The following is a 24620-nucleotide window of genomic DNA, read 5'->3' on the forward strand; positions in this document are numbered from 1 at the left end:
GAAAAGAGTTTTTTTATTTCATAAAGCTGAGAAGAGGAGAGGATTTTAATGAGATATGGTTTTTGGTTACCAATTTTTGGGGGATGGCTGCGAAATGTTGAGGATGAGGGGATGCCTCCAACATTTGATTATGCAAAAGAAGTCATTCAGAATGCGGAAAAATGGGGTTATGATACTACGTTAATTGCCGAGTTATATTTAAATGATATAAAAGGACCTGATCAAGATTCTTTAGAAGCTTGGTCAACTGCAGCTGCACTTGCTGCTGTAACAGAAAAAATTGAAATTATGACTGCTGTCCGTCCGGTTTTTCATAATCCAGCAGTGACAGCTAAGATGGCAGCTAATATTGACCATATTAGTAATGGTCGTTTTACGTTAAATGTTGTTTCTGGATGGTGGGAAGGAGAAGCCAAACAATATGGTGGAGATTTTACAGCTCATGATGAGCGTTATGATCGAACCAATGAATTCTTAGAAGTTGTAAAGGGACTATGGACGAATGAGAAGTTTTCTTATGACGGTAAATTTTATCAAATAGAAAACACGGTACTTTCACCTAAACCGATTCAACGGCCCAATCCTGTCTTATATGCTGGTGGAGAAAGTGAGAAAGGAAAACAGGTCATCACTTCCCATTGTGATGCTTATGTGATGCATGGTGGTACGGTGGAGGAAGTAGGTACAAAAATTCAGGACATGAAGGATAGAAGGATTAAATCAGAAAAGGAACCATTACAATCATTTGGAATGGCAGCTTATGTTATCTGTCGCGATACAGAGGAAGAAGCACAGGAAGAGTTAAAAAGGATTACGACAGTAAAGGATAAGCGTGGTTATGCTGGTTTTAAAGATTTCACATCAAAATCGGAGCTAGAACAACAAATTCAGCTCCAGGATTATTCTGTTTCTAACCGTGGTTTACGTCCAAATTTAGTAGGAACGCCAGAACAAATTGCCAAGAAAATACTTGCATATGAGCAAGTAGGTGTCGATTTACTCCTATTACAATGCTCCCCACAACTGGAGGAGTTAGAACGAGTTTCCAAACAAGTGATGCCAAAAGTAGAGGAACTTCGTGAACAGCTAACAAACATATAAAAGGGGAAATTTGCTTGAGTAAAATTTATGTTATACACGAAAACAGTGAATGGACAGAACACTTATTAAAACGATTAGAAGAATTGAATCTTCCGTATGAGGATTGGTTATTAGACAGTGGAAAAGTAGACCTAACGAGTACACCGCCAGAGGGTGTATTTTATAGTAGAATGAGCGCTTCCTCTCATACAAGGGGCAATCGTTACTCCCCAGAATTGGCAAGTGCTGTATTGTCCTGGCTAGAGCACCATAATCGTGTTGTTGTAAATGGGTCTCGTGCACTCCAATTAGAGGTTAGTAAAGTTTTACAATATCTTGAATTAGAGAAGCATGGAGTGAAAACACCGAAAACAGTTGCGGCAGTTGGAAAAGAAGAATTATTAGAAGCAGCAAAGGTATTTGAAGGAAAGAGCTTTATTACGAAACATAACCGAGCTGGTAAAGGTCTTGGGGTACAGCTTTTTCATTCACTAGAGGCATTAGAGGATTATGTAACTGGAGAAGATTTTGAAGTTCCTGTAGATGGAATTACGTTGATTCAGGAGTATATTGAATCCCCAGAGTCTTCTATTACGCGATGTGAATTTATTGGTGGGAAATTCGTTTATGCAGTCCGTGTGGATACTTCAGATGGATTTGAACTTTGTCCAGCAGATGCTTGTACAATTGAGGACTTGTTTTGTGCCGTCGGAGAAAATGCTTCTACACCAGCTAAATTTCAAATTATTGAGGGTTTTGAACACCCGATATTGCAAAAGTATGAACAGGTTTTAGCAGCAAATGATATACAAGTAGCTGGGATTGAGTTTATTCGCGATATAAACGGTGAAATATATACGTACGATATCAATACAAACACGAATTATAATAGGGAAGCAGAAGAAACAACGGAGAAGTACGGAATGTTAGAGATGGCTAAATATCTTGGTGAAGTGCTACAAAAATCAGAAGATCTCGTTAAACAATAGAGAATTTGGATGAAGGAGAGGTGATTTCACCTCTTCTTTCTATTTATTATATAAAATATGGGCGGGCTTTTTCGTCACCTTTTCCTCCTTGGTTGAATACCTAGTTAGAGAGTGGTTATTTTACCCATTTCAAGAAGGAGTGAGATGAGTGTTTTATCATGTAAAGGAGTTACAATATCACGCGAAACCAGAACGCCCAGATCCAGTTTTTGCGAGAAAGTTACAAGAAATACTTGGTGGGCAATTTGGTGAGATATCTGTAGCATTACAATATTTATTTCAAGGTTGGAATACACGTGGTGATGGGAAATACCGTGACATGTTAATGGATATCGGTACGGAGGAATTAGCACATATCGAGATGTTAGCAACGATGATTGCTAGATTATTAGATGGTGCGCCAGATGTTGAACTAGATGAAGCTGCAAAAAATCCGTTTGTCGCAGCAATATTGGGTGGTTCGAATCCACAACACTCCATTGTTTCAGGCTTAGGAGCAATGCCAGCAGATGCAAATGGAAATAAATGGACGGCAGATTATATTATTGCAAGCGGAAATTTGCTCGCTGACTTCCGAGCCAATTTAAATTCTGAATCTCAAGGAAGGCTACAAGCAGTTCGTTTGTATGAGCAAACGGATGACCGTGGCGTGAAGGATATGCTATCTTGGTTAATTGCTCGAGATACCATGCACCAAAATCAGTGGTACGCGGCTTGTCTAGAGTTAGAAGCTAAAGAAAACATTGTTGTACCAAGCACATTCCCTCGAGAACTTGAGAAACAAGAAGTTGCTTATACTTTCTACAACAATTCAGCTGGAACGAAAAGTGCAAAAGGTCGTTGGGCACATGGACCGAGTATTGATGGATTAGGACAGTTTAATTACTTCGAAAACCCGGTACCGTTTGGTGAAAAGCCAAAATTAAACCCAGCACCTCCATACATTCATGATACCCCACCAGCTGCACTTCGTAAATCTGATGATATGCCAGACCCTGACATGAAATAATAAGATTCTATTAAAAGACTGTCTCGTACGACAGTCTTTTCCTTTATATGCATGCTATTCCATTTGTCTTTAGAAACATCGTGAAATTTATAGTATAATAGATTGTATCTTATTAAATCTACAGTTACCCCTCTTATGTTCCCACCTGAAACGAATTCTAGAATTGAAAAGAGTGTTTAATCATGAAATTAATAATTGCTGAAAAACCATCTGTAGCAAAGAATATTGCAGATGCATTGACAATAAGAACAAAGAAGGACGGCTATTTTGAAGGAAAGGAATACATAATAACTTGGGCATTTGGTCATCTATTACAGCTTTTTGATGCAAAAGATTATGATACCAAAATGGCTAGATGGAACATGGAGCATTTTCCATTCATTCCGAATAAGTTTGAATACAAAGTAAAGAATGACCCGAGAAATCGAGGAAAAGTAGATCGCGGAGCTGACAAGCAGTTAAAAACGATTCATTTTCTAATGAGACGACGTGACGTGGATTGTATCGTTTCTGCCTGTGATTATGATCGTGAAGGTCAGGTGATTGGTGATAGCATCATATATAAAGCAAGGCCAACAAAGCCTGTTTATCGGTTATTGCTTAATGAGTGGACAAAGGATGAAGTGCTTCAAGGGTTGAGCAATATGAAGCCAAATGAACAATTAAGACCATTACAAGATGCTGGAGTAAGTAGACAGTGGGCTGATTGGGTGATAGGGATCAATTTAACTTCAGTTGCAACGTTAAAATATCAAAAAGGAAGAGGAAAGGCCTTAAACATCGGGCGCGTTCTACTTCCAACATTAAAGATTATATATGATAGAGATATGGAAATTGAAAAATTTGTCCCTGAAGATTATTTTAAATTGACGGCTACATTTCAAACGGAAACAGATGAAACATATGAAGGAACCTATGTAGAGAACAAAGAGGATAAATTCGAGAAAAAGGAAGTATTAGATCGAATCCATCAACAAATTAATAAAAAGCGAGCAACTATAATTGATAAAAAGGTAGAAAAAAAGAAAGAGTTTGCCCCATTTTTATTTAATTTGTCCAATCTACAAGGCTATATAACAAGTAAGTATAAGGGGTGGACATCAGATAAAGTATTGAAGGTAGCACAGTCTTTGTATGAGAAGAAATTTATTACCTACCCTAGAACATCAAGTATAGCATTGGAGGAAAGTTTAGTAAGTAAAACAGCTAAAGTAGTTCGAACGTTAGCAGAGGATTTACCTTATAAGGATGAAATTCGATTCGTGAAGACAAAACGTGTGTTTAATAATGCAAAGGTGGAGAGCCATAGTGCCATTATTCCAACGTATATGAAACCGAAGCAATTGACAAACGACGAAACGATTGTGTACACAGCAATAAAAAATCGGTTGATCATGCAATTTATGCCAATTGCAGAATACGAAGAAACTAGGTTACAAACAAAACTAGAGGATGTGTCTATAAAAGGATATTTTGCCTCAAAAGGTAGAGTCCAGCTTGTAGAAGGCTGGAAGAAAGTAGAAAAAATTCAATCAAAGGATGCTATATTACCAGTGGTACATGTGGAGGACTCTGTTCATGAAGTTGATTCCAAGGTGAGTTCACATGTGACCAAACCACCAAAGCCCCATACGGAAAAAACATTACTTCGAGTGATGGAAACATGCGGTAAGAGCTTTAAAGAAGAAGAAGAGACCGAAGAATTAATGGGGAATATTCTGACTGGTTTTAGTATTGGGACGCCAGCTACTCGGGCAGAAACGATAAAAAAGCTAAAAGATGTTGGTTATATAACCAGCCAGGGAAAAACGCTAACTTGTTCTGCTTTAGGTCGAAGGCTAGTGGAGACATTTCCTGTTAAAGAACTGTTTGATTTGGAGTTTACTGGACGACTTGAAAAAACACTTTCTGATATTCAAAAAGGAAAAGTAAACAAAAGGGAATTTTTAAACAGTATTTTCAACTTTACCAATGGATCTGTCGCGACCATTAAAGCAGATCAAGAAAAAATTATACATGAAATAACGTCTGCCCAACGAAAGACAAATGAAGTATTGGGAATTTGTCCAGAATGTGGAGGGAATATTGTTGAAGGAAGTAAAGGGTTTGGTTGTAACAATTGGAAAAAAGGATGTAAGTTTGTTATCTGGAAAAATGATTTTTACTTACGTTCGATGAAAAAGCGCCCAACAAAAACGATGGTGAAAGCATTATTAAAAAATAAACAAGCATTTGTAAAAGGATTAACAAGTAAACAGGGAAAAAAATTCAGTGCTTACTTGAGCTATGAAAAGAATAAAGAAAACGATTATTATAGCTGGAAAATGGAATTTAAAAAGTGATAGCTTACTGGATAAAAGTGTTAAACAAAAATAGGTGAGGACATAACGAAAACATTTCATTCTAATGTTCAACATTAGGAATAGTAAGGTTGAGTATATTTAAACGGTTGGATATAATTCATAATAGATGTATTATGCGACGTAACTAAAAAATTGGTATTCAAAATATTAAGCTGATAGTGGCAAAGTTAAACTGTCAATGAGGGAATGCAAGATCCATCTATCCATCAGCCCAAATAGTAGAAGAACGATCCTCATCAATTATGAAGTGGAACCTCATTCCGCTAAATGGCCGATATCATTCATTTGGAGCATGGTTTTGGATCCTCAATCCTTTATTCACCTATATTTAGTATAATTCACACTGATTTATGGCTAATAGAGGAACGAGGATCCTCATACACCTGGTTTGGGCGGTGTTTTTGTCATTTAACGGAACCACGATCCTCATGAATAACGAGGTGGATCCTCATTCCTTTATATATTGGCTCAGGCAATCCGCGGAAAGCGAGGTATTCTGTCATAGCTGTATTCTTACACTATTTTGAATATGATTGGATGAGCAAATTATATAAGTTACGTCGCATCATATCCATACTTGGCAATAAAGTTAAGAAAACCCCAAAAAGAATAATCCGAACGAATATTTCGCTCGGATTATTACCGTGGGTTAAAACCACATTTGTCTATTCATTTGATAGCTTAAGAATATCAAATAGCTTGAATAATAAACTCAACAATACTGCTACAATGGTTGCTAATCCCATTCCTGTCAATGGAACATCTCCGATTTGGATGGTAGCACCACTAATTCCAATAACAAGTACGACACAGGTTAGGATTAAGTTCTGGGATCTACTATAATCAACATTAGCTTCTACTAGCATACGAATCCCACTTGCTGCAATGATACCAAATAGGAGTAAGGAAATACCTCCGATAACAGGAGCTGGTATCGAACTAATTAAAGCAGCTAACTTTCCAAAGAAAGATAGAATGATGGCAATAACTGCGGCCCCACCAATGATCCAAGTTGAATATACGCGTGTAATAGCTAATACGCCAATATTTTCTCCATACGTTGTATTTGGAGTAGATCCGACAAAACTGGAAATTATTGTTGAGATTCCATTTCCAATCAGTGATCGGTCTAATCCAGGGTCTTTGGCTAGGTCTTTTTTAACAATATTACTTGTCACGAACAGATGGCCAATGTGTTCAGGAATTAAAACTAGAGCAGCTGGTAAAATGACTAGGATAGCTGACCAATCAAACTTCATTTGATAAAGTTCTGGTGTCGATACCCAAGCAGCTTCTTCAACGGAATCAAAGGAGACCAAACCAAATAGTGCTGCAAGAATATATCCAGCAATAAAACCAATTAAAATAGGAATTATTTTGAGAAAACCTCTTAATGTAACCCAACAAATAATCGTAATGATCAGTGTTAATAAGGAAACGGTAACTACCTTTGGATCAATTGTCCAATTTGCTTCAGCACCAGATGGAGCAATTAACCCAGCCATTTCTGCAGCAACAGGAACTAGTTCAAGACCAATAACAGCAACAACTGCTCCCATGGCAGCTGGTGGGAAGATAACATCAATCCAGGAAGTTCCAGCAACCTTTACGATGAAACCAACAATTGTTAATACAATACCTACTGCTAAAAATCCTCCTAGTGCATAACCAAATCCATCTCCGCCCGCATGTTGCCCTAATACAACACCAACTGGTGAAATAAATGCAAAACTTGAACCTAAATAGGCTGGAATTTTTCCTTTGGTAATAAAAATATAAAGCAGTGTACCAATCCCATTCATTAATAGAATGGTAGCAGGATTGACCCCAAATAATACTGGTACTAAAACGGTAGAACCAAACATAGCAAATAAGTGCTGTAAACTTAATGGTAAGCTTTGTAAAAATGGTAAGCGTTGGTCTACTTGTATTTCTTCATATTTTTCCATAGTTTTCTCTCCCTTTGTTAAATTGTTCAACAGTTACCAAGGGGAAGAACTTTCGCTAGCTAGAAATCTTCACAAAAATAAAAACACCTTGCCAAATCGGCAAGGTGTTATCATGCACTGCAAATCGGAGGGGGATCCTCCCCCTTCGATTTCATTACAAAACAGACCACGTCTGTTCCACCTTGCCAGTCTCACGGGACTGAATTAAAGGTAACCGTATGAACTTAATTTGATATTACACAATAAGCGCTCATCAGTCAATCTTTTTTTTATGAAATAGCTGTATAATCATCCCTAACGATGAGAAAATATGGGTATGAAAAAATACATTATGCTTTTAACTACAATCTTATTTTTCCTTTGTCCAGCAATCTCAAATGCAGATGAAATGGTAACAGTAAAACTAGTCAATTATGTTGGCAAAACAGATAATATTGAATTTAAATTAACAGGGAAATATTTTTCATTAGACCCAACATTACAATTAAAAGAAGGGGTGAACTATACATTATCGGTGAAGGATGGGTCCATGTATATACAAGAGGGTAAACATGAAACACAAAAAGTAAATGGTCCTTTTATATTAATCCCTGAATCATATGGTGAGGATCAACAAATAAGTATTGATGATCGACCTTACTTAGGGGCAATGGAATTTGTAATAGAGGAAGAAGACCAGATTCGACCAATCAACCAGCTGCCACTAGAAGATTATTTAAAAGGGGTTGTACCGTTTGAAGTTTTCTCTACATGGGGGATGGAAGCATTAAAAGCACAAGCGTTAGCTGCTAGGACATATGCAGTTTCTAAAATGACTGAAGTAATGGATGATACAATTAACTACCAAGTTTATGGAGGGTATACGTGGGATGAAAATACAACAAAGGCTGTGGAAGAAACAGCTGGCCAGGTGATAACTTACAACAATGAATTAATAGAAACGTTTTACTCCGCCAGTAATGGAGGAGTTACAGAGAATAATTCGAATGTTTGGGGAGGGAGCGCTTTGCAATATTTTCCAATCAAAGAAGACCCCTATGATCCAACACACCCATGGGAATTCACATTGGATAAAACACAGATTGATTTTGAAAGCCTTGCATGGGATGGAGTTGATTGGTGGGATAAATTACAGGAAAAAGATCAAGAAATTACAGATTCGATGAAAGGCTACTTAAGAAATAACGGATATCCAGGCGAAATTAAAATACTCTCCATTTCGAATTTTGAAGTAGTGGATGACACCTATGAATCTGGAAGAAGTCACAAAGGATCCATTACAATTGAATTTATGCAACGATTATTTGAAGGAACGGTATTATTTCGGAAGCTTGAGTTAGAAGATGTTAACCTCAATCGTATTAGGCCGATGATAGGTGGAGCAATATTTAAAAGTTACTTAATTGAATCCTTTGAATCAGACGATGCAAAATATACGATGAAAGGGAAAGGATACGGGCACGGTGTTGGAATGAGCCAATGGGGAGCTCATTATATGTCTGAAGACGGAAAAAACTATCAGGAGATTGTTGGATATTATTATCCTGGAACAACTATCACAGACCTTTCTAGTCAAACATTATCTAGATAGGTGTATTTGCACAAATAAGTCACCATTAAGGTGGCTTTTTAATTTTAAATTAGGTACGAATTCATAGGAGTATCAACTGATTATTTCGTCATTTAAGTGTGAAAATTAGGATAAAAGTAATATTGACAAATAACAAGTATATATTCAATCTTAAGGATATAATTGTTGAAATGGGGGAAACAAGCGTGATTCGTATTTTTATGCTTGCTGTTTTCATGACTATTATTCTTTTGGTTGGTTGTACAAAGGATGATGAGGAAAAAACAAATGCAACTGTTGAAGGACAACAAGACACAGAAGCAAACGTTGATGAGGGTGTGGCTGAAGAAGTACAAAATGGAGAATCGATTTCACCTTCCGACTTGCAGGATATAGTTTTACCAGAAAGTAAACAAGAAATGGAGCAACAGCAGGGTGGAATATTGGTAGAAAAATTAACTTTGGAAGAGGAATTAGAAAAAGGGATCGAGGATATCCAAGCTACATTGGATGATGAATTAAGGGAACATTTAAAAGACGGGATCACAGAGGACTTGGATCTAACACAACTCGAAAAAGTTGTTTCTTTTCTATTTGCTACTCCGAATTATCCTACGGTTTTAGCACAAGCGGATAATTTCGAACCGAATTTTGAAGAGCCTTATCTTCCTTATCCAGGGAAGGTCAGCGAAGAAACTGAGAATACGGTAGAGAGTGAAAAAGCCATTATATTGTTGGATGCAAGTTCAAGCATGCTTTTGGCTGTTGACGGAGAGGTGAAAATGGATATCGCCAAGAAAGCAGTGGGCCAATTTGCAGAAGTAATCGGACAAAACAGTGAGATTTCCTTAGTAGTTTATGGACATCAAGGTTCAGAGTCTAGTGCTGATAAAGAGCTTTCTTGTAATGGAATAGAAGAATTATACGAAATGGCACCATATAATTCGGAGGAATTTGCGGATGCTTTATCAGCATTTGAAAGCAAAGGTTACACACCTTTAGCTGGAGCAATCAACTACGCAGCAACGATGAGTGAAGCAGGAAGCGGTCCGATAACTTTGTATATTGTCAGTGATGGTGTTGAAACATGTGATGGAGACCCGGTCCAGGCAGCTAAAGATTTTGTAGCGAAACATGACCAACGCTCTGTTAACATTATTGGGTTTGATGTAGATCAAGAAGCAGAAGAGCAATTAAAGCAAGTTTCGGAAGTTGGGAATGGAGAATATTTTTCAGCAAATAATGCAAGCGAACTAAAACAAACAATCGAGTATGAATGGCTTCCATCTAGTATTGATTTAGCTTGGGCGTTTACGAAAGCACCAGGTCCGTGGGAAATACTTGACGAATATGAAAGATATGATATCGAACATGAAAAGATTCGATCAATTATTAAAAAGGAAAAAGAACGTTATGATTATGCTTTAGCTGTTATGAAGGAGTTAGAGTTAATCCCAGAGGAAAAACAACGAGAATTGAATGATGCTATAGACACCAAATATCGTTCGCGTATGGATGAATTAAGGCAAATACGCTCTGATAAAATTGATCAAATCGATGCGATTGCTGAAGATATCAAAGAGCGAGTAAATGAATGGACGGAAGAAATGAGAGAACGAAAAAAAGAGCGAGGAGATGTTTGGTAAAACGAAATGAACCGCTAGTTTGTTGAGCGGTTCATTTTTTTGGAATAAACCTTCCGATGGTGGGGTAATACTTGGGCTAATGCGAATATCTTTTGTGAATGATTGATCTCTTTTTTGAAATAATAAAGCATATGTCAAGAATATACCGAGATATTAGCCTATTAAAAGAAACTTTGCTATCATAATAATAAGATAATATTGGTATTGATTGGTAAATAATGCAGATTACAAATGCAAGACTTAAGGTTGTAAGGTTAGGAAAACTAGAAAGGATGGAAAATGAATGAATTCAAAACCAAAAATTGTCGTCCTCGGAGCTGGTTATGCTGGAATGATGACGACAAAGAAATTGATGCAACAATTGCAACCAGAAGAAGCAGATATTGTATTAGTTAATAAGCATAATTATCATTATCAGACAACGTGGTTACATGAAGTGGCAGCAGGTACAATTAATCACAATCAAGCGAGAATAATGATTCGCGATATTATTGATCCGAATCGAGTTCGCTTGATCTATGATTCAGTTGTTCGGGTAAATCGAGATGATCAACGAGTTGTGCTAGAAAATAGTGAAATTGATTATGATTATCTAGTTGTTTCACTTGGCTTTGAAACAAATACATTTGGAATCAAAGGAATGGATGAAAATGCATTTTTCATCCAAGATATAGATTCCTGTCAATTAATCCGCGAACATATCGAGTACCAATTTGCTCAATATAAAAACAGTGAAGCAAAAGAAGATCACAACCTAACCATTTTAGTCGGTGGTGGTGGTTTTACTGGAGTAGAGTTTGTGGGTGAATTAGCAGAAAAGGTACCACAGCTTTGTAAAAAATACGATATTGATCCAAATGTACCGAAAATTATTAATGTAGAAGCCTCTCCATCGATCTTACCGGGCTTTGATACGGATTTAGTTGCATATGCTAAAACTTCACTACAAGAACGAGGAGTAGAATTGCGAGAGGGAACAAAAATTCAAGCATGTACGGAAGAAGGATTTATTGTAGGTGAAGGAAATGAGCTTATCAAAGCTGGTACTGTAGTATGGACTGGTGGTGTAACAGGTAATTCAGTACTAGCGGATTCTGGTTTTGAGTTGACAAAGGGAAAAGTGACTGTAAATAGTGATCTTCGTGCTCCTGGTGAAGAGAATATCTTTATACTAGGTGATTGTGCATGGGTAATGAATAAAAAAGAAGATCGTCCATATCCACCAACAGCTCAAGCTGCTATGCAACATGCAACTACATGTGCCAACAATTTGAAGGCATTGCTTCACCATCAGCCTTTAGAGCAATTCGTTTTCAGTGATAAAGGAACGGTAGCATCACTGGGGGTAACAGATGCCATGGGTACTATTTTCGAAGGCACAAAATTATATGGTAAGCCAGCAGCTGCTATGAAAAAAGTAGTAGATAATCGTTATTTGTTCTTACTCGGCGGATTAAACCTATTTTTGAAAAAAGGCAAAGTACGTCCTTTTTAAACTAAATTAGTACTCCAAAAGGGGGATTTATATATGAAACGAACTTTTTATTGGATCCTTGCTGTTCTAGCATCTTTAGTTGGGTATATGCTAGCTAGTAGAAGGATGGAAGATAAAAGAGACTTTCGATAATAAAATTAAGCGTTGATTCCTGTTCATAAAAGGGATCAACGTTTTTATTTGCGTAAATTTTACATTTTGTACATGCTTTTTCATTTTTTGTAAATGACTAACTATGAGGAGGTGTTTATATGAGGATATTATTACTCTTAACCATTATGCTATTTGTGTTTTCACCAGAAGTGTTTGCTACAACGCTAGTGATATCTGAAAAAAATATTAGCGAGACCATTGTCCGTGATCATTTCTCCAACCCAATTACGGATTCCTTTATCGATCATAACAAACTTGACTTATTGGTTGAACGTATAGAAGAACAAGTGTATGAATCCCCGCAAAATGCTTATTTGACAGATACCGGGGAGATTATACCAGCAAAACCAGGGGTGACGCTAGATAGAAGGTTACTATTACAACAGTTCTATCATTTTTATTATTCCAATGTGTCCTTTCAAATAAGAGTTCCGAAAAAAATAATATATCCCCGAGTGGACAGTGAATTATTATCTGAGATAACTACATATGAGTTAGCAAATTATACAACGTATTTTAAAAGTGGTAATGAGGAAAGATCTAACAATATTGCACTAGCCACAGAAGCTATTAATAATTCTGTAGTCTTCCCTGGAGAAAAATTTTCATTTAATAAGGTGGTTGGTAAGCGCACCAAAGAGAAAGGGTATATGCGTGCTCCAGTTATTGTAAAAGGAGAGTTATCGGAGGATATAGGTGGTGGCATCTGTCAAGTATCTTCCACATTGTTTAATGCAGTGAATTTAGAGGGGATAAAAATAGTAGAACGGTACTCTCATAGTCGCAACGTACCATATGTTCCTCCTGGTAAGGATGCTACGGTGAGCTGGTGGGGACCGGATTTTGTATTTCTAAACGAGTATAACCATCCAATATTAATTCGAGCGACAGCGAAAAATGGGAGAGTAGCTATCCGTATTCTATCTTCCGAGTCGATTGAAAAAAAGAATAGTGACAAATCGGAAGAAATTCAATCATAACTACGAATATAGGGTAAAACAAGTATAATTACGAATTTCTATTGACATATTTTAATACTGGATATATTATAATTGATAAAGATTCTCATTATCAATAAGGTGGTGAACGGTATAAATTTAATAGATGCTATTCGGGGCAGACGTACCATACTTGATTATAAGCCCGATAAGATAAAACGGGAATTACTAATGGAGATATTAACAAATGCTTCTTTTGCTCCAAACCATCATATGAAAGAACCATGGAAGCTAAAGATATATGAGGAAGATTCTCGGTCTAAATTCGGTGAAAAAGTAGTTGATAGTTACATAAGGTTAGGATTATTAAAAACGTTAAATGAAGGTAAATTAAAAAAAGCGCGTGAGGCATATGATCGATTTTTTACTTCTGTACCACACCATATCCTTTTTTACATGGATAAAGAGGACAATGGTGGATATTTAGACGATGAAAATTTTGCGGCAATCTGTGCCTTTATCCAGAACTTTCAACTACTAGCATGGGAAAAGGGCATTGGGACAATGTGGACTGCGAAAGAAACGCTACGTGACGAGGTATTTATTCGGGATGTTGGCTTATCACCAAATGAACATCGGTTAGTAGCAGTTGTTCAGGTTGGTTATCCAAATAAAGTTCCAAAAGGTAAGGAAAGAACACCAATTCAAGAATCAATAGAATGGATTCAAGCATAAACAAACGAGATAGGAGACTATGAGATGAGAAAAATATTAGCAATTACTATTTTTATAGCGCTAACATTACTAGTCGCTTGTGGTGGAGATGACGATGGGGAGAATCAAGCGCAAGATGGAAATAACTCAAATGAAGAACAACGTTCGGTAACAATAGAAGATGCGAATGGTGAGCAAACCATTACTGGTACTCCAGAAAATATTGTTGTACTAGAATGGTCTTATGCAGAACATTTACTTTCGTTAGGTATTCAGCCTGCAGGGGTTGCAGACCTTGATGGTTTTCATCAATGGGTAAATATTGATGAAGAATTTGATGAAAGTGTAGAAGACGTTGGAACTCGACAAGAACCAAATTTAGAAGCGATTTCTCGTTTAAACCCAGATTTGATTATAGCAGTAGATTTTAGACATGAACAATACCTGGATAGCTTAGAGGATATTGCTCCTGTTGTTACTTTTGCGCCATATGGCGAAGCAGCAATAGAGGATCATTATCAAAACATGATTGATGAATTTAAAACGATTGCAACGATTATGGATCGTGAAAACGATGCAGATGAAGCTTTAGCTGATTTAGATTCGTTTATAGAGGAACAAAAACAACGTGTAGTAGATGCGGAACTTGAAGGTGCGAAATATTTATCGACGCAAGCATACACGGCACAAAACACACCAATCTTAAGGTTGTTCACAGATAATTCGATCGTAGCTCAAGTTATGGGGAAATTAGGATTTGAAAATGCATATGAATCTGATACAGTAGAGGTATATGGCTATAGTGAAGTGAACGTTGAAGCGTTACAGAATTTCCAGGAAGAAGATCTCCAGTTCTTATATATCGTTCAAGAAGATGATAATATTTTTGAAAATCAGTTAAAAGGAAATCCGGTATGGGAGAACCTGAGCTTCGTTGAACAAGGGAATACACATGCATTACCTGGTGATACTTGGACATTTGGTGGATTATTATCAGCGGAAGTACTTGCCGAACAATTAGTCGATGCTATGGTAAATGAGTGATTATATGAACATAAATTATAAAAATTTAATTGTTGCGGTTCTCACCTTTGGTGGTGGAACCGCGCTTTTATGCCTATTCACATTTATACATATAAATCAAGGAAATGTTACGATTTCGATTGATTTGGTTTGGAGTGCTATTTTCAACCCACAGGATATTATGGAACATCACACGGTAAGATATCTTCGGCTCCCACGTGCTATGATGGGAGTTATTGCGGGAGGGGCGCTTGCAGTTGCAGGTGTTGTCTTACAAACTGTAACAAAAAACCCTTTAGCTTCTGCTAGTACATTGGGAATTCATTCTGGAACCTATTTTTCAGTTGTTTTTGCTACTGTTTTATTTCCAAGTATGTTAATGGGGAACGGTATTGTCGTTGCATTTCTTGGAGGTCTTTTTACATTTTTAATTGTATTTATCCTATCTGGAGGTAACCAGGCATCGCCTGTACGAATGGTTTTAGCAGGAATGATTGTAACCTTCCTATTTTCTTCATTGACAAGTGTCTTACAAATCTTTTATGAAAATGAGACAGCAGGAATTTTTTTATGGGGGTCTGGCACGCTCGTGCAAAATGATTGGAGCGGAGTACAATTTTCTTTTCCTGTCGTTGCAATTGGACTATTCATTTTACTAGCTATGTCGGTTAAATTAGATACGTTGACATTAGGTGATGATGTAGCAATTGCGCTTGGGCAGAATGTAAATCGAATAAAGTTTGTCTCTGTTATTTTTGCTGTACTCTTAACATCCGTTACGGTAAGTGTCGTTGGACCGATTGGTTTTGTGGGATTAGTTGCCCCACATATCATTAAACTAATTGGATACCGTAAACATTTCCCATTGATTATCGCATCTTTTATATGGGGGGCGAATGTTCTATTACTGGCTGATATAATGGCTAGAATTATAGACCCTTCGTTTTCGGAACTTCCAGTTGGGGCAATAACTGCTCTAATTGGTGCACCATGGTTAATTTTTCTTGTGCTTCGAATGAGAAAACATAAGTATGGTTCCGAGAATACTGCGATCATAGCTGGTAAAACAACAATGAGATTACCATTAAAGATCATTGTTCCGGTACTTCTATTTATTATTGCATGTACCATGTTTATCAGTATTGCTTCGGGAAATTACGGGTTTGAACCGATAGTGACCTTACAGGCTTTAGTTGGGGAAAATGAATTCATGAAGAATTTAATTGTCGATCTTCGTTTCCCACGAACATTAGTTGCTTTTATAAGTGGGGTAATCTTGGCGGTAAGTGGTTTAATATTTCAAGGAGTACTTCGAAATCCATTGGCAGATCCTTCTGTTATTGGAATCACTTCTGGTGCCGGTGTTGGAGCATTATTAACCATGTATGTAGTGGGTGTTTCTGCGATATGGATTCCTGTAGGAGCGATGATTGGAGCATTTGTCTTTTTCATGTTGGTTATGCTTCTAGCCATTCGTGCTAAATTCCAACCGGCAATTTTAGCGTTGTTAGGGATTGGGGTTTCCGCATTTGGATCTGCAATTATACAAATATTAGTTGTCCAAGCTGATATGGGTGTTGCTTCTGCATTAACATGGCTTTCCGGAACAACTTATGCTAGAGGATGGTCAGAGTTATTCCAATACCTTATCTGGCCGGTCATTATTCTGTTGCCAATCGTTTTATTGCAAATTAGCAGACTAGATACCTTGTCATTAGGGGATGAGGCAGCAATGGGCCTCGGTTTACAGGTAATGTCTACTCGATTTCAGCTTGCATTAATGGCCACTCTATTAGCAGCATTCAGTGTTGCTGCAGTTGGATCAATTGGATTTATCGGACTTATTGCGCCACATTTTGCTAGATTGTTAGTAGGTCCATCCAATCAGCGACTATTTCCAGTTACGATGTTAATTGGTGGTTTGTTACTAATTGTTGCTGATGCTCTTAGTCGTACCCTATTAGCACCAAATGAAATCCCATCCGGCATTCTAGTAGCAATTATCGGTGCACCATATTTTTTATGGTTAATGAAGCGGAATGGATAGTATTTATGGTTATATTAAAAAAGGACGCCTCAGACGGCGTCCCTTTCTATCTTTACGCTTGTTTATGTGCTTCGATTTCGAAGTTGATTTTTACTTCTTCGCCAACTAATACGCCGCCAGTTTCTACTGCAACATTCCAAGTTAAACCAAAATCTTTACGATTAATTGTCGCTTCACCACTAAAACCAGCTACTTCATTTCCGCTCATTGGATCTTTACTTACTCCTTCTAATGTAACATCAACCGTGACAGGGTTGGTTGTACCTCGGATTGTAAGATCTCCAGTTAGGTCAAAATTGTTATCTGATTTTTTCTTAATATCAGTAGCTACAAAGGTCATTTTTGGATGATTTTCTGCATCGAAAAAGTCAGCTGATTTTAAATGATTATCACGGTCTTCATTTCGTGTATTAATACTATCTAAATCAACAGTAAGTGCTACATTTGAATCAGTAAGGTTATCAAGGTCAGCTTCTATTTTTGCATCAAACTTCTCAAATGTTCCCTTCACTTTAGAAATCATCATGTGTTTTACTGAAAATCCTAATTCACTATGCGATGCGTCTACATTCCATACGGTTTTTGTCATTGTTATTCCCCTCCAAATATAATTATTAATGAGTTACTTACTTTATGTTACTAAGTATATAATCATAATTTAAGAAAGTCAAGGTATTCATTCGTAAGTTCTTTTACATGATGGAAAAAATTAACTAAAAATATTTCGGTTTTCTAAGTATTATTTCGTGAAAAATGTAGAATTTATTGTTATTATAGAAAATATACTGATATTTTTAAAAAAGGGAGAGGTTACATGCAAGGCACAAAAGAATATCGTCAGACATGGGACTTAGATACGATCTTCCCTGGTGGAAGCGAATCGAAGGAGTTCCAACAATTTCTTAATACGGTTCAGGATGAAATCAAAACGCTCGAATCTGCAGTAGACGCGTTTGATCCAAATAATAAGGAAACAAGATCTTCCAACTTAGCTGATATAATTAGCAAGTTAGAAAGTACAATGAAAAAATTACGTGAATCTTTTGCATATATAAGTTGTTTAAGTGCACAGAATGTAAAAGACGCACAAGCAAACTTACTAGTCGGGAAACGCAGTGCATTAAAGGCGGAAATGGATGCAGTTAAAACATCCTTTGATCAAAAACTAGTTGAAATTGAAGATAATGCTTGGCAAGAACTACTAAGTCAAGAACCATTCAGTGAATTATCTTACGTTTTAAATGAAACAAGGGATAAAGCAAAAGAATTACTTTCAGAGGATCAAGAAGTGCTTATTAATGATCTAGCTGTAGATGGTTATCACGCATGGGGTCAAATGTATGAAACGATTGTAGGAAATATGACAGTTGATATCGAAGAAGATGGTGAAGTTAATTCGTATTCGGTTGGACAAGCTGCCAACAAACTAAGTAATCCTGATCGTAGCGTCCGCAAGCATGTGTTTGAACAAATCAGTAAGGCATGGTCAGATAATGCAGATCTATTTGGACAAACACTTAACCATTTAGCTGGGTTCCGTCTACAAAAGTATAAGCACCGTGGTTGGGAAAATGTATTAAAAGAACCATTAGCAATAAATCGCATGGAAGAAGCTACATTAAATGCAATGTGGACTGCAATTTCAAAGAACAAAAAGCATTTTGTTAAATTCCTAGATAAAAAAGCTGAACTATTAGGTTTAGATAAGTTAAACATGTATGATATTGGAGCGCCTATTTCAAAATCGGTTAAAAAAACAGACTACACAGACGGTGCTAATTTTATCGTTGATCAATTCCGTGAATTTAGTCCGAAAATGGCTGATTTTGCGCAAATGGCATTTGATAAAAGCTGGATTGAGGCAGAAGACCGCGCTGGTAAACGACCTGGTGGGTTCTGTACAAGCTTCCCACATAGTGAGCAAACACGTATATTCATGACGTATTCTGGTACGACATCGAATATTTCGACACTTGCCCATGAATTAGGACATGCGTACCATCAACATGTGATGAATGATATTCATGGACTAAATCAAGGTTATGCAATGAACGTTGCCGAAACGGCATCAACATTTGCTGAAATGATTGTTGCTGATGCTTCAGTCAAAAGTGCACAAACAAAAGAAGAAAAACAAGCATTACTTGAAGACAAAATTGGCCGGAGTGTAGCATTCTTCATGAATATTCATGCACGATTCTTATTTGAAACTCGTTTCTATGAAGAACGTAAAAATGGGTTAGTATCTGTTGATCGTTTGAATGAATTAATGGTGGAAGCGCAAAAAGAAGCATATAGTGAAGCACTAGGTGAGTATGATCCGAATTTCTGGTCATCTAAATTACATTTCCATATTACTGGTGTACCTTTCTATAACTTCCCGTACACATTTGGATATTTATTTAGCCTTGGAATCTATGCACACGCAGTAGAAAAAGGCGGAAGCTTTGAGGATGACTATATTGCGTTATTACGTGATACTGGAAGCATGAAAGTAGAAGATCTTGCACAGAAACACCTAGGTGTGGACCTAACTAAACCAGAATTCTGGGAAAATGCAATCGCATTATGTGTGAAAGACGTTGAAGAATTTGTAGCGCTATAAAAGCTAACATTGGCAACCTAATTTCATCTTTGAAATTAGGTTGCTTTTTTGTGGACGTTGGTTGTTAACACTGGGGTGAAGGTTGATACCTTGGAGACGAAGGTTGATACCTTGGAGACGAAGGTTGATAACTTGGAGACGAAGGTTGATAACTCGAGATGAAGGTTGATAACTTGGAGACGAAGGTTGATAACTTGGAGACGAAGGTTGATAACTCGAGATGAAGGTTGATAACTTGGAGACGAAGGTTGATAACTTGGAGACGAAGGTTGATAACTCGAGATGAAGGTTGATAACTTGGAGACAAAGGTTGATAACTTGGAGACGAAGGTTGATAACACGAGATGGAGGTTGATAACTCGAGATGAAGGTTGATAACTTGGAGACGAAGGTTGATAACACGAGATGAAGGTTGATAACACGAGATGAAGGTTGATAATGTAGTTACGAAGATCTGCAACCATTTGCCCTTTTTTCATTGTAAATATCTATAAAGTACGTTACAATACCATTAGCAAAAAAAGTGAATGTAGAAGCCTACAGGGGGAGCCAAGTGGCTGAGAGTGGACGGTTTATGTTCAGACCCTTAGAACCTGTTAGTTAGTACTAGCGTAGGGATGGTGGCTTTTTTGATGGAATAAAAGCAATGTGAGCGGATTCCCCATCAGGAAGCTTCCCCTTGGCATTGCTTTTTTTGTATGTTTAAAAATCGAATTAGTAGATTTTTAGATTACTTATAAGGGGAGGAATTTTTACATGAGTTCAAAGAAAACGTTATTTTTAGTTGAAGTATCAATTTTTACGGCCTTAGCATTTTTACTGGATATCATTCCATTTTTATCATTTAAAGTGTGGCCAAATGGAGGGTCAGTATCCTTTGCAATGATTCCAGTTTTTATTGTAGCATTCCGCTGGGGACTTAAAGGCGGTTTACTTTCTGGATTATTATGGGGTTTGTTGCAATTGACTGTAAATCCGTCAATTATTCATCCATTACAAGGTTTTATTGAATATGGTTTTGCATTCACAGTATTAGGTTTAGCTGGAATTTTTGCCAAGCCTGTTCAACAATCCATGAGAGATGGGGAATTCGCTAAACGATTTCTATATATCATGTTGGGTGTGTTTATTGGAAGTGTGTTACGTTTCTTAGCGCATTTTTATGCTGGAATTGTTTTTTGGGATCATTTCGCTCCGGAAAATCAAGAAGTTTGGATTTATTCCCTTGTCTATAATGGATCTTACATGCTTCCATCATTTATATTATGTACAATCGTAGTATTTTTCTTGTTTATCAAACAGCCTAGAACATTACTGCAATCTTAATATGTAACAGTCCGCTCATTTCAAAGGATAACCTAATTAGGGTTGTCCTTTTATTTTTTTTGTTATAGTATTTCATGAATTTACGAATTATTCTATACTTTTAGTAAGGGGTGATTGGATGCGTGAATTCGTTGGTGAATGTATGGTTTGTGGGAAAGACGTTTTTTGTGAAAATGGTTTCCTTGTTGGAATTCATGAAGATGGTGAGTTGATGTGCAATCAATGTTCGGAAGCCAAATTTGAGGAATGATGTATTATTCCTGAACATGATTATGGATATAAGCTTCATTCATCTAAGTAGTAGGAGGAGTCGTTCATGGAGGATAATCAATATGAAGATGATCAAAAGAAGTTGCAATCATCAATTGGAGAAAGCCCTTCAAAAGGGGATAAGAATGAGGATGTTAACAAGGAGGCGTTCCCTCGCCGTTGGATTTATATAGGAGGTATTGCTTGCATCGTAATTCTTTCATTCCTTCTTTATTACAGTGAGAATGGTATGTGGAGTAAAACAGAAAAGGAACGAATACCAATACCAAATGAAAATGAAGATGTATTGAAGCTGGAAATGGGTTTAATAGAAATCGGTACCAATCCATTCAGGGAAGGTTATTTTGTAGAAAAACCTATCGTAAGGAATAATGGCATGTCATCCTATTTCCATCCAACTGTTTTGCGATACGATATTGGTCTATCTAACATATGGAGAGAACCACTAGGAAGTATTAGGGGATATGATCCAGAGGAACAAACCTATGAAAACGGTGTAAGCGTTCATATCGAGCCACATAAGGAATTTGTTGACCTGATGGATGATGTGCTTGGATTTAATCTATTTACGGAGCCTAATAGCTTTCAAGGACATCCTGTAATATCTACGATTAATGGAAATTTGTATACATTGTCCTATCAAGTAGGATCAGAATTTGAAAATGGAGATACGCCAATTGTTCCGGCAGTAAAAGATATGGATCTTCTCCTAGACCATGCTACAGAAGTAGATATTGTTGTTACTATACAAGAGAAAGAGATTGGCCGTTTTTATTTAGGAGAAGAAATGCATCAAGTGTACCGCGTTTCTGAAGAAGACCGTTTAGAGGTACTGTATACATATGACAACATGGTGCGAGGTAACAATGAATATGTTTCAGAAGTGCGTGGTGAAATCATCGTCAATCAGTCATATGATAAACGAACACTTCAGAGAGGAGATGTGATCTTTTATCAAACTCCTCAGATGGAGAACACAAATCAGTCAGATGTACCGAGCAATAGCTTAGGTAGAATAGTAGGATTGCCTGGGGAAGAAGTATCGATAAAAGATGGGGTAGTTTATATCGATGAAGAACAGTTAGATCGTCCTTATAATAAGGCTCTTATACAAGGAATGAATAAAGAAACATATTTAGAAAAGAAAATAGATGATCACACAAGTAGTGAGAAAGAAGAGATATTGAACTATTTTGATCAAGGTATGGAGGCTGTTGAGGTTCCTCCTAATACTTTTTTTATACTAAGTGATCAGTGGTGGGATAGTTTCGACAGTAGGGTGTTTGGACCGTTACCTGTAGATGAGATTGAAGGGAAAGTGATGGGGTATAAGGAAGGAATAGAACATTAGAGGTGATTAAATGAATCTACAAAAAATCTTATTTGGTATTATTGGTGTTCTGTTTTTTCTTGTAGTGGTGAATATTGTCATTATGAATGAAAACCCACCATCGCAGGAAACGGAAAATACGCTGGATGATACCGGTTATAAAAAAATAAATTATAAATATACAGGAGAAAGCGAACATTGGAAGGGAGAGTATATTCTAGAGGGCGAAGAGATAACCTATGAATCTTTTGGCGTATTAGAACAGGAATATTGGCATGAGGGTACTGGTCATGTTGAATATATAGGAGATATAAGTAAGCTAAATGCAGCTGAGAAACTAGACATAAAAGCAGAATTTGGTAGCAGCTCGAGTAGTATGGGGGTTACATTTGATAACGATGCACCAAGGGAAACAGTATTTAATTTACCTGTTGACAGTTCTGATGTATTTGGTGTTTTTGAAAATCCAATAGAATTAAAGCTTATCTTGGATGGAGAGACAGAAGTTTTACAATTAGTTCCAGAAGATATAAGTAAATAACTCCAAAGTTGTAGAAAGGCTATGACTTTGGAGCTTTTATTTTCCTTTCACCGCTGGATATAGTCATGCATAGGCTATAGCACAGTTAAATAAAGAAAGGAAGATATATGTGGAACTAACGATATCCCATCTTCTATATGGTTTGTTCACGCTTTTAATTATCGGTACGATGATTTTCCGCAAAGGTGTTGTTTTACCAACTTTATTAGGTACCTTTATCATTGCTTGGGTATATAAAGGAAGTTTAGTAGATGGATTCACAGCGATTTTTAATGCGAACTTAGTTGCTGCTCAAGAGCTTTTTAGTATTTTCTTAATCATTACCTTTATGTTAGCTTTACTCAACTCCTTAAAGGATTTAGGTGCAGATATTCGAATGATACAGCCGGTTCAGAAAATGATGGTAAATGGTCATATTTCATTTTTTGTCCTTATTGCAATAACATATGTTATTTCTTTATTCTTTTGGCCAACTCCAGCTGTTCCACTTATATGTGCACTACTTGTTCCAGCAGCAATACGAGCAGGATTACCTGCAATGACAGCAGCTGTGGCAATCGCAATTGCGGGGCAAGGTATGGCTTTGTCTTCTGATTATATTGTTCAAGTAGCACCTAGCTTATCGGCTTCCTCTGCTGGACTTGATGCAGGAGTTGTGGCTGATCGAGCGATCGTATTATCACTTATTGCTGGTGGTGTAGCGATAGCATTAGCTTACTTCATGTATCGAAAAACAATTCGTTCTAAAAATGATGTAAGAAATGAACAAGAATTACAAGCGTTGCAGTCACAAGAAAGATCTACGAATCAACCGAAAACAGATAACCTAACGACGTGGAGTAAGGTCTTCGCTGTTTTGGTTCCATTATCTCTGTTAGCTGTAGTTGTTTATATGCTTTACAACAAGCTTTACTCGGGTAGTGACGGTTTAGCAGGGGGAGACGGTGCTGCATTTGTAGGAGGGGTAGCAGTCATTCTATTGTTGCTCTCGACCATTGCATTTGGTAAACATCAAGCCTTGGATTATATAAGCAACCATATTACAGATGGATTCGTCTTCGCATTCAAAGCAATGGGACCGGTGATTCCTATAGCGGGTTTCTTCTTTTTAGGGAGCCCGGATTTTTCCGGTAGCATTTTAGGTGTAGAAGAAGGACCTTCCTTATTATTTGGTCTGGTGGAAGCAACACAGAGCTTCTTACCACAAAGTGCCTTACTTGCAGCGCTAAGTGTATTGGTAATTGGAATAATATCCGGTCTTGATGGTTCTGGCTTCTCGGGACTACCATTAACTGGCGCATTGGCCTCCTCATTAGAAACAGCTTCGATTGATGCCGCAACACTTGCAGCTATTGGTCAAATGGGTGCCATTTGGACTGGAGGAGGAACACTTGTAGCATGGTCTTCACTTATCGCTATAGCAGGTCTATGTGGTGTCTCGGTAATGGACTTAGTAAGAAAGAACTTCCTTCCGGTTATGGCAGGGCTACTCATTATGACATTAGTTGCCGTGTTTATATTATAAATTTAGTTTTCTTGACGTTGGTATTTGGTTATACTTTTGATACAATC

Annotated in this window: 19 protein-coding genes and 1 riboswitch; of the genes, 17 read left to right on the plus strand and 2 right to left on the minus strand. The window is 37.2% G+C overall.

Annotation, left to right across the window (positions count from 1 at the left end; all coding sequences use genetic code 11):
• The first annotated feature begins 48 nt into the window (after positions 1 to 48).
• The 4 genes from BMX40_RS09935 to BMX40_RS09950 all read left to right on the plus strand — a co-directional run bounded on the left by BMX40_RS09935 (position 49) and on the right by BMX40_RS09950 (position 5420).
• Complete coding sequence (locus BMX40_RS09935; protein WP_090869381.1) at positions 49 to 1101, plus strand: LLM class flavin-dependent oxidoreductase; 1053 nt, start codon at positions 49 to 51, stop codon at positions 1099 to 1101.
• 14 nt (positions 1102 to 1115) lie between these two features.
• Complete coding sequence (locus BMX40_RS09940; RefSeq protein ID WP_090869384.1) at positions 1116 to 2069, plus strand: ATP-grasp domain-containing protein; 954 nt, start codon at positions 1116 to 1118, stop codon at positions 2067 to 2069.
• 148 nt (positions 2070 to 2217) lie between these two features.
• Entirely contained in the window at positions 2218 to 3078 is an 861-nt protein-coding gene (locus BMX40_RS09945; RefSeq protein ID WP_090869386.1) for a manganese catalase, read from the plus strand.
• 182 nt (positions 3079 to 3260) lie between these two features.
• Positions 3261 to 5420, plus strand: coding sequence for a type IA DNA topoisomerase (locus tag BMX40_RS09950; RefSeq protein WP_090869388.1), 2160 nt, complete (start codon positions 3261 to 3263; stop codon positions 5418 to 5420).
• Between the two features lie 686 nt (positions 5421 to 6106).
• Here BMX40_RS09950 and uraA read toward each other — a convergent pair.
• Positions 6107 to 7390 carry a uracil permease gene (gene uraA, locus BMX40_RS09955; protein WP_090869390.1) on the minus strand — a complete coding sequence of 428 codons (1284 nt, stop codon included), beginning with the start codon at positions 7388 to 7390 and terminating at the stop codon, positions 6107 to 6109.
• 316 nt (positions 7391 to 7706) lie between these two features.
• Between uraA and BMX40_RS09960 the strand changes: the two genes are divergently transcribed.
• From BMX40_RS09960 to BMX40_RS09990, 7 genes are all read left to right on the plus strand, one after another.
• Positions 7707 to 8981, plus strand: a complete 1275-nt coding sequence (locus tag BMX40_RS09960; RefSeq protein ID WP_090869688.1) for a SpoIID/LytB domain-containing protein — start codon at positions 7707 to 7709, stop codon at positions 8979 to 8981.
• 185 nt (positions 8982 to 9166) lie between these two features.
• Complete coding sequence (locus BMX40_RS09965; protein ID WP_170840745.1) at positions 9167 to 10606, plus strand: vWA domain-containing protein; 1440 nt, start codon at positions 9167 to 9169, stop codon at positions 10604 to 10606.
• Positions 10607 to 10889: 283 nt separating this feature from the next.
• Positions 10890 to 12101: an NAD(P)/FAD-dependent oxidoreductase gene (locus BMX40_RS09970; RefSeq protein ID WP_090869394.1), complete on the plus strand. Its 1212-nt coding sequence runs from the start codon at positions 10890 to 10892 to the stop codon at positions 12099 to 12101.
• A gap of 251 nt (positions 12102 to 12352) precedes the next feature.
• Positions 12353 to 13234, plus strand: a complete 882-nt coding sequence (locus tag BMX40_RS09975; protein WP_090869396.1) for a VanW family protein — start codon at positions 12353 to 12355, stop codon at positions 13232 to 13234.
• A gap of 99 nt (positions 13235 to 13333) precedes the next feature.
• Positions 13334 to 13927 (plus strand): nitroreductase family protein, encoded by a 594-nt coding sequence (locus BMX40_RS09980; protein WP_170840746.1) that lies wholly within the window; start codon positions 13334 to 13336, stop codon positions 13925 to 13927.
• A gap of 24 nt (positions 13928 to 13951) precedes the next feature.
• Complete coding sequence (locus BMX40_RS09985) at positions 13952 to 14950, plus strand: ABC transporter substrate-binding protein (protein ID WP_090869400.1); 999 nt, start codon at positions 13952 to 13954, stop codon at positions 14948 to 14950.
• A 4-nt stretch (positions 14951 to 14954) separates the two neighbouring features.
• Positions 14955 to 16976 (plus strand): iron ABC transporter permease, encoded by a 2022-nt coding sequence (locus BMX40_RS09990; protein ID WP_090869402.1) that lies wholly within the window; start codon positions 14955 to 14957, stop codon positions 16974 to 16976.
• Positions 16977 to 17028: 52 nt separating this feature from the next.
• On the opposite strand, the gene BMX40_RS09995 is transcribed toward BMX40_RS09990, so the two are convergent.
• Complete coding sequence (locus BMX40_RS09995; protein ID WP_090869406.1) at positions 17029 to 17565, minus strand: YceI family protein; 537 nt, start codon at positions 17563 to 17565, stop codon at positions 17029 to 17031.
• A gap of 225 nt (positions 17566 to 17790) precedes the next feature.
• On the opposite strand from BMX40_RS09995, the gene BMX40_RS10000 reads away from it, so the two are divergent.
• The 6 genes from BMX40_RS10000 to BMX40_RS10020 all read left to right on the plus strand — a co-directional run bounded on the left by BMX40_RS10000 (position 17791) and on the right by BMX40_RS10020 (position 24573).
• Positions 17791 to 19581: a M3 family oligoendopeptidase gene (locus BMX40_RS10000; RefSeq protein ID WP_090869408.1), complete on the plus strand. Its 1791-nt coding sequence runs from the start codon at positions 17791 to 17793 to the stop codon at positions 19579 to 19581.
• A 532-nt stretch (positions 19582 to 20113) separates the two neighbouring features.
• Positions 20114 to 20216: riboswitch (TPP riboswitch) on the plus strand.
• Positions 20217 to 20337: 121 nt separating this feature from the next.
• On the plus strand, positions 20338 to 20907 hold the full coding sequence (gene thiT, locus BMX40_RS10005; RefSeq protein WP_090869410.1) for an energy-coupled thiamine transporter ThiT: 570 nt from the start codon (positions 20338 to 20340) through the stop codon (positions 20905 to 20907).
• A 118-nt stretch (positions 20908 to 21025) separates the two neighbouring features.
• Complete coding sequence (locus tag BMX40_RS20780) at positions 21026 to 21157, plus strand: hypothetical protein (protein ID WP_280139671.1); 132 nt, start codon at positions 21026 to 21028, stop codon at positions 21155 to 21157.
• A gap of 66 nt (positions 21158 to 21223) precedes the next feature.
• Positions 21224 to 22528: a signal peptidase I gene (lepB, locus tag BMX40_RS10010; protein ID WP_090869412.1), complete on the plus strand. Its 1305-nt coding sequence runs from the start codon at positions 21224 to 21226 to the stop codon at positions 22526 to 22528.
• Between the two features lie 10 nt (positions 22529 to 22538).
• Positions 22539 to 23048, plus strand: coding sequence for a hypothetical protein (locus BMX40_RS10015; RefSeq protein ID WP_090869413.1), 510 nt, complete (start codon positions 22539 to 22541; stop codon positions 23046 to 23048).
• Between the two features lie 109 nt (positions 23049 to 23157).
• Positions 23158 to 24573 carry a hypothetical protein gene (locus BMX40_RS10020; protein WP_090869414.1) on the plus strand — a complete coding sequence of 472 codons (1416 nt, stop codon included), beginning with the start codon at positions 23158 to 23160 and terminating at the stop codon, positions 24571 to 24573.
• Positions 24574 to 24620: the final 47 nt, after the last annotated feature.

The sequence above is a fragment of the Oceanobacillus limi genome (assembly GCF_900111445.1).
In the GTDB taxonomy this organism is placed as follows: domain Bacteria; phylum Bacillota; class Bacilli; order Bacillales; family Amphibacillaceae; genus Ornithinibacillus; species Ornithinibacillus limi.

Bases quoted from the DNA above. Each gene is read 5' to 3' on its own strand.
- thiT (WP_090869410.1), top strand. From the start codon at position 20,338: ATGAGTTCAAAGAAAACGTTATTTTTAGTTGAAGTATCAATTTTTACG.
- BMX40_RS09975 (WP_090869396.1), top strand. From the start codon at position 12,353: ATGAGGATATTATTACTCTTAACCATTATGCTATTTGTGTTTTCACCA.
- BMX40_RS09985 (WP_090869400.1), top strand. From the start codon at position 13,952: ATGAGAAAAATATTAGCAATTACTATTTTTATAGCGCTAACATTACTA.
- BMX40_RS10015 (WP_090869413.1), top strand. From the start codon at position 22,539: ATGAATCTACAAAAAATCTTATTTGGTATTATTGGTGTTCTGTTTTTT.
- BMX40_RS09935 (WP_090869381.1), top strand. From the start codon at position 49: ATGAGATATGGTTTTTGGTTACCAATTTTTGGGGGATGGCTGCGAAAT.
- BMX40_RS09995 (WP_090869406.1), bottom strand. From the start codon at position 17,565: ATGACAAAAACCGTATGGAATGTAGACGCATCGCATAGTGAATTAGGA.
- BMX40_RS09950 (WP_090869388.1), top strand. From the start codon at position 3,261: ATGAAATTAATAATTGCTGAAAAACCATCTGTAGCAAAGAATATTGCA.
- BMX40_RS20780 (WP_280139671.1), top strand. From the start codon at position 21,026: ATGCGTGAATTCGTTGGTGAATGTATGGTTTGTGGGAAAGACGTTTTT.
- lepB (WP_090869412.1), top strand. From the start codon at position 21,224: ATGGAGGATAATCAATATGAAGATGATCAAAAGAAGTTGCAATCATCA.
- BMX40_RS10000 (WP_090869408.1), top strand. From the start codon at position 17,791: ATGCAAGGCACAAAAGAATATCGTCAGACATGGGACTTAGATACGATC.
- uraA (WP_090869390.1), bottom strand. From the start codon at position 7,390: ATGGAAAAATATGAAGAAATACAAGTAGACCAACGCTTACCATTTTTA.
- BMX40_RS09960 (WP_090869688.1), top strand. From the start codon at position 7,707: ATGAAAAAATACATTATGCTTTTAACTACAATCTTATTTTTCCTTTGT.
- BMX40_RS09970 (WP_090869394.1), top strand. From the start codon at position 10,890: ATGAATTCAAAACCAAAAATTGTCGTCCTCGGAGCTGGTTATGCTGGA.
- BMX40_RS09990 (WP_090869402.1), top strand. From the start codon at position 14,955: ATGAACATAAATTATAAAAATTTAATTGTTGCGGTTCTCACCTTTGGT.